General features: G+C 63.5%; 13 protein-coding genes and 1 pseudogene. 9 read left to right on the forward strand and 5 right to left on the reverse strand.

Annotation, left to right across the window (positions count from 1 at the left end):
- Positions 1-288 precede the first annotated feature (288 nt).
- Positions 289-1,878, reverse strand: coding sequence for a glycerol-3-phosphate dehydrogenase/oxidase (locus G486_RS0114160; RefSeq protein WP_027016134.1), 1,590 nt, complete (start codon positions 1,876-1,878; stop codon positions 289-291).
- Between G486_RS0114160 and G486_RS24050 the strand changes: the two genes are divergently transcribed.
- The 5 genes and pseudogenes from G486_RS24050 to proC all read left to right on the forward strand — a co-directional run bounded on the left by G486_RS24050 (position 1,877) and on the right by proC (position 6,338).
- Positions 1,877-2,482 carry a hypothetical protein gene (locus G486_RS24050; RefSeq protein WP_156920035.1) on the forward strand — a complete coding sequence of 202 codons (606 nt, stop codon included), beginning with the start codon at positions 1,877-1,879 and terminating at the stop codon, positions 2,480-2,482. The two genes, G486_RS0114160 and G486_RS24050, sit on opposite strands and share 2 nt — an antisense overlap.
- Positions 2,479-3,243, forward strand: a complete 765-nt coding sequence (locus G486_RS0114165; protein ID WP_027016135.1) for a DeoR/GlpR family DNA-binding transcription regulator — start codon at positions 2,479-2,481, stop codon at positions 3,241-3,243. Before G486_RS24050 ends, G486_RS0114165 begins: the two co-directional genes overlap by 4 nt.
- Before the next feature lie 16 nt (positions 3,244-3,259).
- Positions 3,260-3,727, forward strand: a complete 468-nt coding sequence (locus tag G486_RS0114170) for a GNAT family N-acetyltransferase (RefSeq protein WP_034387766.1) — start codon at positions 3,260-3,262, stop codon at positions 3,725-3,727.
- A gap of 12 nt (positions 3,728-3,739) precedes the next feature.
- Positions 3,740-5,176: pseudogene (gene glpK, locus G486_RS0114175) on the forward strand (glycerol kinase GlpK); the annotation flags it as partial.
- Between the two features lie 325 nt (positions 5,177-5,501).
- Positions 5,502-6,338 carry a pyrroline-5-carboxylate reductase gene (gene proC, locus G486_RS0114180; RefSeq protein ID WP_027016138.1) on the forward strand — a complete coding sequence of 279 codons (837 nt, stop codon included), beginning with the start codon at positions 5,502-5,504 and terminating at the stop codon, positions 6,336-6,338.
- Between the two features lie 206 nt (positions 6,339-6,544).
- Here the strand turns inward: proC and ubiA are convergent, their stop codons facing one another.
- From ubiA to recG, 4 genes are all read right to left on the reverse strand, one after another.
- Positions 6,545-7,435 carry a 4-hydroxybenzoate octaprenyltransferase gene (gene ubiA / locus G486_RS0114185; protein WP_034387769.1) on the reverse strand — a complete coding sequence of 297 codons (891 nt, stop codon included), beginning with the start codon at positions 7,433-7,435 and terminating at the stop codon, positions 6,545-6,547.
- Between the two features lie 67 nt (positions 7,436-7,502).
- Positions 7,503-8,294 carry a phosphatase PAP2 family protein gene (locus G486_RS0114190; RefSeq protein ID WP_027016140.1) on the reverse strand — a complete coding sequence of 264 codons (792 nt, stop codon included), beginning with the start codon at positions 8,292-8,294 and terminating at the stop codon, positions 7,503-7,505.
- Positions 8,295-8,440: 146 nt separating this feature from the next.
- On the reverse strand, positions 8,441-9,406 hold the full coding sequence (locus G486_RS0114195) for a LysR substrate-binding domain-containing protein (protein WP_027016141.1): 966 nt from the start codon (positions 9,404-9,406) through the stop codon (positions 8,441-8,443).
- Between the two features lie 341 nt (positions 9,407-9,747).
- Positions 9,748-11,997, reverse strand: a complete 2,250-nt coding sequence (recG, locus tag G486_RS0114200; protein ID WP_084455288.1) for an ATP-dependent DNA helicase RecG — start codon at positions 11,995-11,997, stop codon at positions 9,748-9,750.
- 166 nt (positions 11,998-12,163) lie between these two features.
- Between recG and G486_RS0114205 the strand changes: the two genes are divergently transcribed.
- The 4 genes from G486_RS0114205 to G486_RS0114220 all read left to right on the forward strand — a co-directional run.
- Positions 12,164-13,378: an HD-GYP domain-containing protein gene (locus G486_RS0114205; RefSeq protein ID WP_027016143.1), complete on the forward strand. Its 1,215-nt coding sequence runs from the start codon at positions 12,164-12,166 to the stop codon at positions 13,376-13,378.
- Between the two features lie 117 nt (positions 13,379-13,495).
- Complete coding sequence (gene queA, locus G486_RS0114210; protein ID WP_027016144.1) at positions 13,496-14,608, forward strand: tRNA preQ1(34) S-adenosylmethionine ribosyltransferase-isomerase QueA; 1,113 nt, start codon at positions 13,496-13,498, stop codon at positions 14,606-14,608.
- Between the two features lie 179 nt (positions 14,609-14,787).
- Positions 14,788-15,675: a Wzz/FepE/Etk N-terminal domain-containing protein gene (locus G486_RS0114215; RefSeq protein WP_051303526.1), complete on the forward strand. Its 888-nt coding sequence runs from the start codon at positions 14,788-14,790 to the stop codon at positions 15,673-15,675.
- A 215-nt stretch (positions 15,676-15,890) separates the two neighbouring features.
- Positions 15,891-16,142 (forward strand): hypothetical protein (locus G486_RS0114220; protein ID WP_211233788.1); only part of this gene is annotated, 252 nt, incomplete at its 3' end.

Below are 16,142 nucleotides of genomic sequence, written 5' to 3' on the forward strand. Positions count from 1 at the left end.
GTCCACGTCAAAAACCATTTTTCAACGCGTCCACTGGGCAGAAAATTCACGCTTTTATACGTGAAGCAGAAGATTGTCGCGCAAAATCCATTGCATGTCAAATGCTTAGCCCTCTTTTTCCAGACGTGTCCAGCATGCACCGGACTCGACCCTGAGGCATCGCAGATAGCGCTATCAATTTACAAGCAAAAAGCGCCTGTCTGTCTTAGGTTTCAATAAGATAGGCATCATTTTTCGAGACAGAGCGGGTGCAGGCAGCTATCAAAGCCTTTGCACCACCAGTGCCGCTCAAACCTGCAACGGCAGATACTGGACCGCCAGGGCCTGGAATTCAGCCAGCCTGGCGTCGTGCCCCAGCTCCTGTTCAAGAATCTCGGCCACACGCGGCGCAAGTTCGGCTGCCAGGCGCGCATCCAGGAACAGCAGGCGACTGCGACGCGCGAGCACATCCTCCACGGTGCGCGCATATTCATGGCGTGCCGCGAAACGCACCATGGCCTCACTCAAGCTTTCGCTCAGCCACCGCTCGCCGCCTGGCAACTCTGCAACGCAGCCAGCTTCCGTTCCATAGGAATGCAGGCCCTGGGCCTGGTCCAGGCCGCGCGCCACCCCGCCGCCAGCGCCCACCAGAGGCAGATGCACGGTCACCCCTGCCTGGCGGCGCGGCAGGCGGCCGATGGAGAAGCACTCGGCAAGCACGTCTTCGGCCATGGCGCGATAGGTCGTCCATTTACCCCCCGTGACCGTAACCAGCCCCGTGCGGCTGGACATCACCGTGTGCTCGCGGCTGATCTTCTTGGTGTTCTCGCCATCGTCGTCCTGGGGCTTGACCAGGGGGCGCAGCCCCACCCACATGCTGCGCACATCGGCCAGCGTGGGCTGGCGACTCAGATAGCGACCGGCCTCGGTGAGGATGAAGTCCAGCTCCTCAGGAAAAGGAAGGGGCTCGCGCGCCAGATCGTGACGCGGCGTATCCGTGGTACCCAGGATGAGCTTGCCCAGCCAGGGCACGGCAAACAGCACACGGCCATCGGCGGTCTTGGGCACCAGCAGCGCATGCTTGGAGGGCAGAAACTCCCGATCCACGACCACATGCACGCCCTGGCTGGGCGCGACCATGGGCCTGGCCGGCCGCCCCTGGGCCCTGGCATCCTGCTCGCGAAACACATCCACCCAGGGACCTGTGGCATTGACCACGCACTGGGCGCGCACCTCGTAGCGTGCGCCGGTCTCCGCATCCTCGCAAAACAGCCCGGCCACACGCCCGTCTTCATAGATCAGCTCCCGGGCCGGGCAGTAATTGAGCAGCAAAGCGCCTTTTTGTGCCGCCGTGCGCGCCAGCGCCAGCGCAAGGCGTGCATCGTCGAACTGACCATCCCAGTATTTGACGCCGCCCTTCAGGCCCTGCTCGCGCACCGTGGGCAGGCATTCCACAGTCCTCGCGCGCGACAGGAATTCGGTGGCGCCCAGGCCCGCCTTGCCGGCCAGGGCGTCGTACATCTTGAGGCCGATGCCATAGAACGGCGTATCCAGCAGCTTGTATGAAGGCATCACAAACGCCAAGGGCTGGGCCAGGTGGGGGGCGTTGTGCAGCAGGGTCGTACGCTCGTGCAAGGCCTCGCGCACCAGGGCGATATTGCCCTGGGCCAGATAGCGCACCCCGCCATGCACCAGCTTGGTGGCACGCGAGGAAGTGCCCTTGGCAAAGTCATGCGACTCGACCAGCACCACCTTGAAGCCGCGTGCCGCAGCATCCAGGGCCACGCCCAGGCCCGTGGCACCGCCGCCAATCACGGCCAGATCATAGGTTTGGGGCTGGGCCAGGCGCTCCAGCAGGCTGGAGCGGGAAGTCGGCAACGGGCAGGCGGCTTGAGACATGGATCTTGAAGCAAAAGCAAAAAATTTGGCGGCAACCGCCGCGCCTCATATTCTCGCTCGTTTTTGTATTTTTTTCTTCGATATTTTTCGATCAGTAACTTCCGCCCCACTGGACTGCGAGCATCGCAGCAGCCGCACCCCTACTCAAAGAAGAGTGACAGCCACCCATAGCGCGTGTTCACGATCACCTCGCGGCGCGCCCGCAAAGGCACTGGCCCGAAGGGTTGGAGCGAAATCAGGCGATTTCTTCGCGCTGGCCCTTGCTTGCACCCCGAAAAACAGTTCCTTTTCTTTCGATTTCATGCATCAACCCAGTTTGCTGCCCGATCTGATGCGGCAAATGCGCTATAACCGGACGCGCCCAGAGCATGCCCACGATCTCCTTCGGCGCGCTCGCGCCGAGCCTTGCCGAGCCGCCGGGATGAGTTTGAAGCAATGGGATCGCAACCCGGACTCAGGTCCATGTAAGCTTTCACGCCACAAAGTCGTCCGATACCGCCTCATCCTGCCAAGCACGGTCGTGGCGCCGAGGAGATTGATGCCCAGCACGTTCCTGTGGCGTGCTCATGCTCCGACCGCTCTTGTTTTGATGGAATGCCCGTGAACACCAATCCCCGACAACTGCAACTGCTCGACGAGGTCCGCAACCGCCAATCCGCGAGCGTGGAACAGCTGGCCGACATCCTGGGCGTCACGCTGCAAACCGTGCGCCGCGACATACAGAAGATGGCCGATGCCGGCCTGCTGGTGCGCTTTCATGGCGGCGTGCGCGTCCCCAGCGCCACCGTGGAAAACCTGGGCCACACCCAGCGCCAGGTGCTGCACGCGGCCGGCAAGGCACGCATTGCGCGCGCCGTCGCCGATGCGATTCCCAACGGCTGCTCGCTGATCCTGAACATAGGCACGACCACCGAGGCCGTGGCCCAGGCCTTGCTCAAGCACCGGGGCCTGCGCGTGATCACCAACAATCTCAATGTGGCGGCCATCCTCAGCAGCAATGCCGACTGCGAGGTCATCGTCGCCGGCGGCGTGGTGCGCACGCGCGACCGTGGCATCGTGGGCGAGGCGGCGGTGGACTTCATACGCCAGTTCAAGGTGGACATTGCCTTGATCGGCATCTCGGCGATCGAGCCCGACGGCAGCCTGCGAGACTTCGACATGCGCGAGGTCAAGGTCGCTCAGACCATCATCTCCCAGTCGCGCGAGGTCTGGCTGGCCGCTGATCGCAGCAAGTTCCAGCGCCAGGCCATGGTCGAGCTCGCGCGCCTCAACCAGATCCATCGCCTGTTCACGGATGCGGCTCCGCCCGCGCCTTTCGATGCCTTGCTGCGCGAGGCCGAGGTGCAGTGCGTAATTGCCGATTGATCGCCGATTGCCCCGAATGCACCAGATACGCCCCGCCCGCAGCGCCGACGCCCCGGCCATAGCCGCCCTGCTGGCCGGCATAGGCTGGTTCGGCGTGTACGAGGCCACCACGCCCGCGCAGGCAACCGCCCATGTGCGCTCGCTCATCGAATCCGCAGCCGATCGCAGCCTGCTGCTCGTTGCAGAGCATGCAGACCAGGGCCTTTGCGGCTATTGCGCCGTGCACTGGCTACCCACCGCCATCATCCAGGGCTGGGAGGCGTACCTGAGCGAGCTGTTCGTGGCCGAGTCCGCACGCAGCCTGGGACTGGGCCACGGCTTGCTGGCCGCAGCCGTGCAGGCCGCGCGCGAACGCGACTGCCTGCGCATCTGGCTGGTCAACAACCGCCAGCGCAGCTCCTATGAACGCGGCTTCTACACCAAGCAGGGCTGGAGCGAACAGGCACAGATGGCCCGCTTCGTACTGCCTTTGGCACCGCTTTGAACCCACCACATCATGACGACCTATCTGCTTGCCCTGGACCAGGGCACTTCCAGCTCCCGCTCCATTGTGTTTGACGCCCAGGGCCGCCTGGTGGCCTCGGCCCAGCTGGAGCTGCCCCAGATCTATCCGCGTCCGGGCTGGGTGGAACATGACCCGCGCGAAATCTGGCGCACCCAGCTGAGCACCGCCAAAGAAGCCCTGGCCAAGGCCGGGCTCACGGCCCGCGACATCCGCGCCGTGGGCATTACCAACCAGCGCGAAACCACGGTGGTGTGGAGTCGCAAGACCGGCCAGCCCATCCACCATGCCATCGTCTGGCAGGACAGACGCGCCGAGCCCATCTGCGCAGCCCTGCGCGAGGCCGGCATGGCCGAGAGCATTCAGCAAAAAACCGGTCTGCTGATCGACGCCTATTTCTCCGGCAGCAAGCTGCAGTGGCTGCTGGACCATGTGCCCGGCGCCCGCGCCGCGGCCGAGGCTGGTGATCTGGCCTTTGGCACCGTGGACAGCTGGCTGGTCTGGCAGCTCACCGGCGGCGCATCAGGCACAGGTCGCCATGTCACCGATGTCAGCAATGCCAGCCGCACCATGCTGTTCAACGTCCACACCAACCAGTGGGACGAGGAGCTGCTGGCCGCCCTGCACATTCCCCAAAGCCTGCTGCCCGAAGTCCTGCCCTCGGCCGCCGACTTTGGTCGCACCGCAGCCGATGTGCTGGGCGGCGAGATCGCCATCGGCGGCGTGGCCGGCGACCAGCAAAGCGCCCTCTTCGGCCAAGCCTGTTTCTCCGCCGGCATGGCCAAGAACACCTATGGCACGGGCTGCTTCATGTTGATGCATACCGGTGGCAACTTTCAGCAATCCGCCAATGGCCTGCTGACCACCAGCGCCGCCCAGGCCACAGTCACACCCCAGTTCGCTCTGGAAGGCAGCGTCTTCGTCGGCGGCGCCGTGGTGCAGTGGCTGCGCGACGGCCTGCGCGCCATCGAGCACAGCGGCCAGGTGCAGCAGCTGGCGGAATCCGTGCCCGACAGCGGCGGCGTGATGCTGGTACCCGCCTTCACCGGTCTGGGCGCCCCTTACTGGAAGCCCGATGCCCGCGGCACCATCACCGGCCTCACCCGTGGCACCACCATGGCCCATATCGCCCGCGCGGCGCTGGAATCCATCGCCTACCAGAGCGCGGCCCTGCTGCTGGCCATGAGCCGCGACGCCGTGGCCAACGGCGGCGCAGCCGTCAGCGAGCTGCGTGTGGACGGCGGCGCCTGCGTGAACAATCTGCTGATGCAGTTCCAGGCCGATCTGCTGGGCATTCCCGTGGTGCGCCCGGCCTGCGTGGAAACCACCGCCCTGGGCGCAGCCTATCTGGCCGGCCTGTCCACCGGCGTCTACCAGAGCACCCAAGAGCTGTCCGCGCTGTGGCAGGCCGAGCGCCGCTTTGTCCCCACCATGGACCGGCACCGCGCCGAGGAGCTGATGGCACGCTGGGAGCATGCGGTGGCGCAGGCAACACTTGAGACCTGAGCAAATCCTGTGGATTCCCTGAAGAAAATCCTGTGGAAAACATTTGGAAAATGCTGTTGACCACTTATGCATGGGCTGTGAGCAAAATTCCATAGGGATGTGCGCGGAACTACAAAAACAATAGCTGGTAGCGCCACTCCAGCAAGGGATTCAGCATTCAACAGCAATGAAAACGCCGTAAACAATGCGGTACCAGCTCTTTTAAAAAGAGCATGCCTTCATCACCCTTCCTCTCCTTTCGCCAAGCACCATGACGACCTCTTCCTCATCCACCCCGCTGGACTCGATCGCCTTCATCGGCGGCGGCAACATGGCCAGCGCCATCATCGGCGGCCTGATCGCCCAGGGCCTGAGCGCCGGGCGCATCGTGGTCGTCGAGCCTTTCGAGGCTGCGCGCGAAGCCCTGCACAAGAACTTCGGCATCACGGCCCTGGCCCAGGCTGGCGCCGAACTGGCCGCGGCCCGCACCGTGGTCTGGGCCGTCAAGCCCCAGACCTTCAAACAGGCCGCTCAGGCCGTGGCCCCGCATACGCGCGAGGCCCTGCATTTGAGCGTGGCTGCCGGCATCACCACGCACAGCATTGCCCAGTGGACAGGCACGGGCCGCATCGTGCGTGCCATGCCCAATACCCCGGCCCTGGTAGGCAAGGGCATGACCGGCCTGTTCGCACGCCCCGAAGTCGATGCCGCCGGCAAGACCTTGATCGAGAGCGTGATCGCAAGCACGGGCCAGCATGTCTGGGTCGAAAAGGAAGACCAGCTGGACGCCGTGACCGCCTTGTCCGGCTCAGGACCGGCCTATGTGTTTCTGTTCCTCGAAGCCATGACCCAGGCCGGCGTGGACATGGGCTTGCCTCAGGCCCAGGCCTACCAGTTGGCCGTAGCCACCTTCCAGGGCGCATCGGAACTGGCGGCCCGCTCCGACGAACCCGCCAGCGTGCTGCGCGAGCGCGTCACCAGCAAGGGCGGCACCACCCATGCCGCCATCACCCATATGCAGGCCACCCAGGTGCCCGAGCATTTTGTGCAGGCCATGCGCAATGCCGAAAGCCGGGCCAAGGAGCTGGCGGCGGAATTCGGGAAATAAAGACACGCCCCTGAGACGCTACGCGCCTTCTCCCGCTCTCTTCGGGCAAGGGGACGACACCAGCGCGGCGGGGCGGCCCTTGCGCGGTGTCTCTCGCGAAAGAGGGCTCAGCATGCGGCGGAGAAAAACCGCGAGACGGCCAGCAAGAAGCTCTGCAGACTGCAACCGTCGCCCCCGATGAAAAAGACGCATAGCGCCTCACCGCATCACTTCAAACCATAGCCCACAGCCACGCCGGCAAAAATGGCGGCGCCAATCCAGTGGCTTTTGCTGAAGGCCACAAAACAGCCCTCGCGCGTGCGGTGGCGAATCAGCGTGAAATGCCAGGCAATCTGCGCTGCGGCCACGGCCATGCCCAGCCAGAAGGGCCAGCCCAGTTGCAAAGGCGTCAGCACCCAGGCGATGAGCGCCCAGCACAGCACAAAAAAGGCCATGATGCCGGCCACATCAAAACGGCCCAGCGTGATGGCCGAGGTCTTCATGCCGATCTTGAGGTCGTCGTCGCGATCCACCATCGCGTATTCGGTGTCATAGGCCAGCACCAGGAACATATTGGCCAACCACAGCACCCAGGCCGTGGCCGGCACCGTGCCGATGACGGCCGCAAAGGCGATGACGATGCCGAAGTTGAAGGCAATGCCCAGAAAGGCCTGGGGCATGGAGAAAAAGCGCTTGGTGAATGGGTAGAGGATGGTGAACAGCACGGCCGGCACCGACCAGGCCACGGCCTCCCAGCGTGTGGAAAGCACCAGCCCAAAGGACACCAGGGTCAGCACCAGCCCCACCAGGGCCGCCTCCTTGACGCTGACCAGGCCGCTGGTGATGGGGCGCTGCGTGGTGCGCTTCACATGCTTGTCGAAATCGCGGTCCGCAATATCGTTGATGCAGCAGCCCGCGCTGCGCATCAACACCGTGCCCAGCACAAACACGGTCAGCAAATGCCAGCCCGGAAAGCCATCGGCCGCCACCCACAGCGCCACCAGCGTGGGCCAGACCAGCACCAGCCAGCCCGCAGGCCGGTTGAAACGGATCAGGTCGAGATAAAGCGAGAGGCGGCTGCGCGGCTGCGCGGGCAGCGAAGGCGAGGTGCTGGACATGATGACAAGGCCCGGGGGATTTCACAAAAGTCCATTGTCGCCGCTGGACTCATGGCCCGGCAAACGCTCAGGCGGGGACCCCAGGCTGCCGGCCTCGGGCATTGGCCCATTCGGCAGCACCCATGACCAAGGCCATCCAGGCCAGCCCCAGCAGCCAGCCGGCCAGGACATCGCTGGCGAAATGCACGCGCAGCAGCACACGACTCGCGCCCACGCCCAGGGCCACAACCAGCCCCAGCAACAGCAGCGGCCGGCGCCAAGCCCGGGGCAGATGCGGCAGCAACAGCCAGGCCAGCATGCAGTACAGCACCAGCGTGCCTGCACTGTGGCCGCTGGGAAAGCTGAAGCCGCCTTCACTGACCAGGCCGTCCGCCGGGCGCGGCCGGCCAACCGCATGCTTGATGGCGCGAATCCACAACCCCACGCCGGCTGATCCCAGCACCCAGGCCCCTGCCCGCAGCCAGTCGCGCCGCCAGCCGAGCACCAGCAGCACAATGGCCGACAAAACGCTCATCCAGACCACATGGCCGAGCTGGGTGAGCCAGACCACGGGGGCCAGCCAGCCTTCTTGCCCATAGGGCCCCAACTGCTGCAAGACCCAGGCATCGAACCTCAGCCAGTCCACGCGGGCCGCACAGCCCCCGGCCTGGCTCAGGCACAGCATGTCCTGCGCCATCAGGGCCAGACCCAGGCCGGCCAGCAGGCCCAGCAAGGCCAGGATATGACGCGCCGGCCTTGGCATGGGAGCAAACGCTGGTGCAGATGAAGAGCGCAGATAGAGCGCGAGTCCCATGCCGCCCAGCAGAACCAGGCACAGGCCGGCCCAGGCCGCATGGGCATCAATCCAGTTCCAGAGCATGCAAAAAAAGAGTCATGTGTTGTCGACAAGCGCGCATTCCGGCTTTGCCAGGTTCATGCACAAAAGCCTGCCAGACCCATGGTCTGGCAGGCTTGCTGGTGAACTCGAAGCCAACCCGGTTGCGCACTCACAGCCTGCCCATGCTCTCAGGACAGGCGCGAGACGCCGGGCAACTCACAGGCATAGACCGCGTTGCGCAAGGCGGCAATGGCCTCGTAGCGCGTAAAGCTGCGGCGCCAAGCCAGGACCACGCGGCGCGTAGGCGGGGCCGTGCCGTCTTCCTCCACGATGGGGAGGTAGCGGATATGCGGCTCGTCGGTCTTGCGCCGACGCTCGGTGGTCTCCAGCGCATCGGCCGGCACGGACAGCCTCGGCACCAGGGTCACACCCATGCCTGCAGCCACCATGTGCTTGATGGTCTCCAGCGAAGAGCCTTCAAAGGTGCGGCGTATGCCCTCGGCATTGCTCGCATAGCGCGCAAATTCGGGACAGACCTCAAGCACGTGATCCCGAAAGCAATGACCCGCTCCCAGCAGCAGCATGGTCTCGTTGCGCATATCCGCCGTCGAGACGCTGGACTTTTGCGCCAGGGGATGGCTGCTGGGAACGGCGGCCATGAACGGCTCGTCATACAGCGGGGCCAGGGCCAGGCCGGTGTCGGGAAAGGGCTCGGCCACGATGGCACAGTCGATCTCGCCCGTGCGCAACATCTCCAGCAGCTTGACCGTGAAATTTTCCTGCAGCATGAGCGGCATTTGTGGCGTGCTCATGATGGAGTTGCGCACCAGATCGGGCAGCAGATAGGGCCCTATGGTGTAGATCACGCCCAGCGTCAGCACCCCCGATAAAGGGTCCTTGCCACGCTTGGCGATCTCCTTGATCTCGGCCGCCTGCTCAAGCACGCTTTGCGCCTGACGAATGATTTGCTCGCCCAGGGAAGTGACCGACACCTCGCCGGCGCTGCGCTCGAACAGCTTGAGATCCAGTTCTTCCTCGAGCTTCTTGATGGCCACGGACAGCGTGGGCTGAGACACATAACAGGCCTCGGCCGCACGCCCGAAATGCTTTTCGCGCGCCACGGCCACGATGTACTTGAGTTCCGTCAGAGTCATGGAAGTTGCTGCCTAATATCCTGCAAATAAATGGCCAAGTCCGAAATTTTGCCACCTGATGCAAATCCAATTTGTCAGATGGCAGTATGAATTCAGACGACTTTGTTACAAAAATAACAGATACGCAGCTGCGAAATCTGCCAGGGATTTTTCATCCCGCCAGGCCTTTGCCTTTCCACATTTCAAAAATAGTAACCACACCCGACGGATACCGCCTCCCCAAAAGCATGTAAAGCACATGTAAATAAGTCATTAGCAAATTCGCAAAACAGTTGGATTTTATGAGCCAGCCGTTTTGCATAAAGCTGGAGAAAGCGCCAAAACCAGGCAAACCCGGTGCTTCAGGCCTTGAGAAATTCGGCCTTGCCGCCCAGCCAGCGACTCACATGCTGCTGGGCCAGCCGGGGCTGCTGCTCCAGCATGCGCGGGGCGAGTTCGCGCGCCCAGTCAAGCAGCAAGAGGTCGCGCTCCAGATCGGCAAAGCGCAGCATGGGCGCACCCGACTGGCGAGCCCCGAGGAATTCGCCAGGTCCGCGGATCTCGAGGTCGCGGCGCGCGATCTCGAAACCGTCATTGGTCTCGGCCATGGCTCGCAGCCTGTCCTTGGCAGTCTCGCCCAGGCGCCCATTGTCTCCTACTGAATACAGCAGCACGCAGGCCGACGCCGCAGCGCCCCGACCCACTCGGCCGCGCAGCTGGTGCAGTTGGGACAGGCCAAAACGCTCGGCATGCTCGATGACCATGAGCGAGGCATTGGGCACGTCCACTCCGACCTCGATCACCGTGGTCGAGACCAGCACGCCCATGACGCCTGCAGAGAACAGCTCCATCACGGCCTTTTTCTCGGCCGTGGCCATGCGCGAATGCAAAAGCCCGACCATGACGCCAGGCAGCATCTCGCTCAGATAGGCATGGGTTGCCGTGGCATTGGACAGGTCCAGCGCCTCGCTCTCCTCTATCAGGGGGCAGACCCAATAGACCTGGCGCCCGGCCTCGACCTGAGCGCCTATGCGCTCTATGACCTCGTCCTTGCGGCTGTCGGCGATCAGCTTGGTGACGATGGGCGTGCGCCCCGGCGGCAGCTCGTCGATGGTGGAGACGTCGAGATCCGCGTAATAGCTCATGGCCAGGGTGCGCGGAATCGGCGTGGCGCTCATCATCAGCAGATGCGGCTCCATGGGCACCGTCGGCGCCCCCGCCTCCTTCGAAGCCTGCTCGCCAGGAAAGGGCTCGGCGGCAGCACCAGCCACCAGCTTCTGCCTCAGCGCCAGGCGCTGGGCCACGCCAAAGCGGTGCTGCTCGTCGATCACGGCCAGCGCCAGGTTCTTGAACTCCACCTGCTCCTGGATCACCGCATGTGTACCAATGACCAGGGCGGCCTCGCCGCTGGCGATGAGCTCCAGCATTTCCCTGCGCTGCTTCTTCTTCTGCGCGCCGGCCAGCCAGGCCACGCGTTTGCCCAGAGGTTCAAGCAAGGGCTCCAGCCAGCCCACGAGCTTGCCAAAGTGCTGCTCGGCCAGGATTTCCGTGGGCGCCATGAGCGCGCACTGCCAGCCGGCCTCTATGCAGGCCACGGCGGCCAGGGCCGAAACCACGGTCTTGCCCGAACCCACATCGCCCTGCAGCAGCCTGTGCATGGGGGCGGTGCGCTCCATGTCGGCACAGATCTCGGCCACCACGCGCTGCTGGGCTCCCGTGAGACCGAAGGGCAGAGCCGCCAGCAACTGCCCCTTGAGATTCAGGCCCCCAGCCCTGGGCTGGAGCACGGGGGCACGCAGGCGTGCACGTTCGCGCTTGGCCTCATATTGGGACAGTTGCTGGGCCAGCAGCTCCTCGGCCTTGAGCCTTTGCCAGGCCGGATGGGAGTGGTCCTCAAGCGTGGCCAGAGCAACATCCGGCGTTGGATGATGCAAAAATGAGAGCGCATCGCGCAGGCTGAACAAGCTCTGCAAGCCATTTTTTAGGTGAAACTGCGCCATGGGCGGCTGTTCACCCGCAGGCAGAGTCTCGGACAGATCGGCCTTGAGCATAGCCGTGGCCACGGCGCGGCGTATGTAGGCCTGTGGCAGGCCGGCCGTGGCCGGGTACACGGGCGTCAGGGCCGTGGGCAGCTCTCCGCCAGCCGTGCGAAACGTGGGATGCATCATCTGCCGTCCCCAGAATCCGCCCTTGACCTCGCCGCGTATGCGCAGCCTGGCGCCCACAGCCAGGGTTTTCTGGTGCGAGGGGTAGAAGCTGAAGAAGGTCAGCACGCAGTCTGCGGTACCGTCATCGACCGTGACCTTGAGCATGCGACGTGGGCGCAACTGCACCTCGCTATGGGTGACCACGGCCTCGATCTGCACGGTATCGCCTTCGCGCGCATTTCTCAGCGGCGTGATGCGCGTCTCGTCCTCATAGCGCAGCGGCAGGTGCAGAGCCAGATCGATATCGCGGACCAGGCCCAGCTTTTCCAGCGCCTTTTGCGCGGGGCTGCCTCCCGCTCTGGCCGTCGTCGGCCTGGCCACTCCTGCAGGCACACCCGCCGCATCCTTGCGCGCCTTGGCATTGCGCGAGGAATCGGTGGCGGCGTTGGAAGCAGGAGATGGCATGGAGGTTCCTGGGAGCAAATAGAGGGCTGCTGCGCTTGCGCATAGTGTATGCATATACAGGCATTCATGTGAGGTCAGCTTTTCCCTGCCTCTTTCCAGCTTTGGCCCCTCAGGAAATCATTAGCATGCCGATAAACATGTTGTTGTGTTATTTCCATTCGCCGCAATGTTGAAACGCATCCCTGTCGAACAGGTCATCCTGGGCATGTTTGTGCACGAGCTATGTGGCCCCTGGATGGGACATCCGTTCTGGCGCAAGCGCTTCCTGCTGGACTCCGAGCTCGACCTACAGCGCCTGCACACCTCCAAGATCACGGAGGTCTGGATCGACGTGGGCAAGGGCCTGGATGTACTGCCTTCGTCCCTCGGGTCGGGCCAGGCCAACGAATCGTCCTCCTCTCAAAAACCCAGACACCACGGCCTGGCCGAAGAGCTGCGGCGCGCCGCCAAGACCTGTATGCAAGCTCGCCAGCAGCTCAGCCGCATGTTTGATGACGCACGCCTGGGTCGGCCTCTGAACGCCGAGGCCGCCAACCATCTTGTAGGAGAGGTCACGGCCTCGGTCACGCGCAACCCGCATGCGCTGATCGGCCTGGCACGCATCAAGACCGCCGATGACTACACCTATATGCACAGCCTGGCCGTATGCGCCCTCATGGTCGGCCTGGCCAAGCGCATGGGGCTTGACGAGCAAGGCCTGCGCCTGGCCGGCCTGAGTGGCCTCATGCACGACCTGGGCAAGACAGCCATCCCCCTGGAGGTACTCAACAAGCCCGGGCCCCTGAACGATGAGGAATGGGCGCTGATGCGCGAGCACCCGCGCCATGGCGCCGAGCTGCTGACCCCGCTGGGCCTGGATGAACAAGTCATCGATGCCTGCCTGCATCACCATGAGAAAGTCGACGGCACCGGCTACCCTCATGGCCTGCAGCAACAGGAGATCGGGCTTTTTGCGCGCATGGCTGCGATTTGCGACGTCTATGACGCCGTGACCTCGGATCGGCCGTACAAGAAGGGCTGGTCTCCGGCCGAGGCCCTGCACCGCATGGCCCAGTGGTGCCCCCAGCATTTCGACCGCGCGCTGTTCGAGCAGTTCGTGCAGACCGTAGGCATTTACCCCCTGGGCTCCCTGGTACGCCTGCAATCACAACACTTGGCCGTAGTGGTCGACACCTCGGTCGACAACCTGCTCGCCCCTCGCGTCAAGGTGTTTTACTCCCTGGAGCAGCATCGAAGAATTGCGCCCTATATCGAGGACCTGTCCTCTCCCCGCACCAAAGACCGCATCGTCGCCAGGGAGGAGCTGGCCAACTGGAGCTTCGCGGACCTTGATTCCCTGTGGATGGGCGCTGCACGCCTGCCGCAAGCGAGCGCTCGCTGACTCCACTACCCCTCTCGGCCGCAGGCGCATCCTGGCAGACCCTGCCCAGGGTTTGCGACAATAGCCCGATCTTTTCTCCAGAACTTGGAACGGGCCCGTCCGGCCCTCAAGCATTGCATGTCTGCCCTCTTTCCTGCTTTCTCGCTCAGCGACTTTGATTTCGATCTTCCCGAGGCCTTGATCGCCCAGCACCCGGCGCCGGTGCGCAGCTCGTCTCGCCTGCTTGACGGCTGCACCACCTCTCCCAAGGACCGCATCTTCCATGAGCTGCCTGACCTGCTGGAGCCTGGCGACCTGTTGGTGTTCAACAATACCCGCGTGCTCAAAGCCCGCCTGTTCGGCGAAAAGGCCAGCGGGGGCAAGCTGGAGCTGCTCGTGGAGCGCGTGCTTGCCGGCAACGAGGTCGTGGCCCATATGCGCGTGAGCAAGAAGCCCCTGCCGGGCTCTCGCCTGCACCTGTGCGGAGGCAAAAACCGTGGCGGCTTCGATGCCCTGCTGCTGGGCCGCTGGCCTGACGAGAACGGTAGCCTGTTCCACTTGGCGCTGGAAGGCGCGAAAGGCGAGACCCCGCACGAACTCATGGAGCGCTTCGGCCACCTGCCCCTACCGCCCTACATAGAACGCAAACAAGCCTCGGGCCAGGATCCCGATGCGGCCGAAGACGGCGAACGCTACCAGACCGTCTTTGCTGACCGCCCCGGTGCCGTGGCCGCGCCCACAGCGGCCCTTCATTTCGATGAAGGCGTGCTCCAGCGCCTGGCCGAACGCGGCGTGGAGAGCGCCAGCGTCACCCTGCATGTGGGCGCGGGCACCTTCCAGCCGGTGAAGACCGAAAACCTTGCCGAGCATCAAATGCACAGCGAGTGGTACGACATTCCCCTGCCCACGCTGGCCGCACTAGAGCGCTGCCGCCAGCGCGGCGGACGCGTGATCGCCGTGGGCACAACCACGGTCAGAACCCTGGAGTCCTGGGCCCAAAGCGGCGCCATGACAGGCGATACGCGCATCTTCATCACCCCGGGCTTTGCGTTCCAGGTGGTAGACGTGCTGCTCACCAACTTCCACCTGCCCAAGAGCACCTTGATGATGCTGGTCAGCGCTTTTGCAGGCTACGAGCATGTGATGCAGCTGTACCGCCATGCCATCGAGCACGAGTACCGCTTCTTCAGCTATGGTGATGCCATGCTTTTGGTACGTGAACAAGCCCAGGGAGCCCTCGACGGCAAGTAATATGTCCAGCTGAGCGCAGCTGGCATACGCCCCTCAATGCCGCCTGGCTCTGGACCGAGCATCTGCCTCACCCCAGGTCAAGCGGTCCTCGCCCCGCCAGCACACAAGCCAGCACAAGGCGCGGCAGCGCCCGTCAGGGGTCGAATCAGAAGCCCTGAAACGATGTGAATGAGAATGCCATGAATACCAATACATATGCGTCCCACGAGCCATCCTCCACGCCAGCCACAGCCGAGGCCCTGGAAATCGACGCCCTGGATTTTCTACTCACACTGGCCGAGAACTGGAAGCTGCTGGTCTTCATCCCCCTCGTCGCAGGCCTCGCTGCCTTCGGCATAGGCTTTGCATTGCCACAGACTTTTGAAAGCACCTCCGTGCTCTCCGTTGAGCGCCCGAACTCCAGGCTTACCGCGCCCCTGGTGGCCAGCCTGGCCCAATCGGCGGATGTGCTGGACCAGTTGCTCCCGAAGGCCGGGTTCGATGCCCAGCTCAGCCCCACTCAAGCACGCAAGGAATTGCAAAAGCAGTTACAGGTCAACGTGGGCAAGCAGGACAAGCTGCTGACCATCATCACGCGTGCAAGCACGCCCCAGGCCGCACAACAGCTCAATCAGGCCCTGCTGGCCCTGGTGTATCCGTTGACCCGCCCCAAGGGGTTGGAGAAAAGCCAGCTCAAAGCCCAGTTGACAGGTGAGAAAAAACGCCTGGCCGAGGCCAGCCAGCTGGAGCAGGAAACAGCGGCCCAGCTCGCGTCGGGCCGTGTGACCGAGGCCACGAGCCGGCTGTATGGCGAGCTGCTGGGCGCCAACAGCGCCCGTCAGCGCCGCATTGCAGAGCTGGAGCTGCAACTGGCAGGGTTGGGCACGGACGATCTGACCCAGACACCCACCTTGACCGAACAGGCGGTCAAGCCCAAAAAAGCCTTTATCGCCATGGTCACCACCTTGCTCTCTGGCATGGTCCTGCTGTTCTTCGTGCTTGCACGCCAGGCCTTGAACACCGTACGCCAGTCCTCGCCCGAACAAGCAGCCAAGATTGCCAGCATACGCCAGGCCCTGCCCTGGTAGGCAGACCTGGGCGCAGGCAAATGCATGCGGCATCCGCTGCACATGAATAGCAATGTGCAATCTCAGACAGAGGCTCAGTCAGCGCAAGCTATTAACTCCGCCGAGCATCTGCAAAACTTGACAAAGCCAACAGCACTTATCGAGAGCATTCCCTTGTAACTTCAACGACTCCGGTTTGTAACCAGGTTCAACTCCTTTCAAGGATAGATCCCCGCATGAGTCGCACCATACAAGTAGATTCTCCGGCCATGCCCAGTCTTTTGGGCCTTCCTGCATTGGAATTCAAATCCCTGCAAGGCCACGAATCTCTGGGACAGCTGTTTTGCTACACGGTCGAGCTACAGACTCCGGACAGCCCGGCACTCACCGAAACGGTCACGGCCAACCTGCCGATCAAGGATCTGGTAGGCCAGGAGTTCTCGGTACGCATAGCGCTCGATGGCAAGGGGGTCTTGGGCGCTCTGGCG

Source organism: Comamonas composti DSM 21721 (assembly GCF_000429845.1).
GTDB classification, from domain to species: Bacteria; Pseudomonadota; Gammaproteobacteria; order Burkholderiales; family Burkholderiaceae_C; genus Comamonas; species Comamonas composti.

Bases quoted from the DNA above. Each gene is read 5' to 3' on its own strand.
- G486_RS0114160 (WP_027016134.1), bottom strand. From the start codon at position 1,878: ATGTCTCAAGCCGCCTGCCCGTTGCCGACTTCCCGCTCCAGCCTGCTG.
- G486_RS0114205 (WP_027016143.1), top strand. From the start codon at position 12,164: ATGTTGAAACGCATCCCTGTCGAACAGGTCATCCTGGGCATGTTTGTG.
- G486_RS24050 (WP_156920035.1), top strand. From the start codon at position 1,877: ATGGATCTTGAAGCAAAAGCAAAAAATTTGGCGGCAACCGCCGCGCCT.
- proC (WP_027016138.1), top strand. From the start codon at position 5,502: ATGACGACCTCTTCCTCATCCACCCCGCTGGACTCGATCGCCTTCATC.
- ubiA (WP_034387769.1), bottom strand. From the start codon at position 7,435: ATGTCCAGCACCTCGCCTTCGCTGCCCGCGCAGCCGCGCAGCCGCCTC.
- queA (WP_027016144.1), top strand. From the start codon at position 13,496: ATGTCTGCCCTCTTTCCTGCTTTCTCGCTCAGCGACTTTGATTTCGAT.
- G486_RS0114190 (WP_027016140.1), bottom strand. From the start codon at position 8,294: ATGCTCTGGAACTGGATTGATGCCCATGCGGCCTGGGCCGGCCTGTGC.
- G486_RS0114170 (WP_034387766.1), top strand. From the start codon at position 3,260: ATGCACCAGATACGCCCCGCCCGCAGCGCCGACGCCCCGGCCATAGCC.
- G486_RS0114215 (WP_051303526.1), top strand. From the start codon at position 14,788: ATGAATACCAATACATATGCGTCCCACGAGCCATCCTCCACGCCAGCC.
- recG (WP_084455288.1), bottom strand. From the start codon at position 11,997: ATGCCATCTCCTGCTTCCAACGCCGCCACCGATTCCTCGCGCAATGCC.
- G486_RS0114195 (WP_027016141.1), bottom strand. From the start codon at position 9,406: ATGACTCTGACGGAACTCAAGTACATCGTGGCCGTGGCGCGCGAAAAG.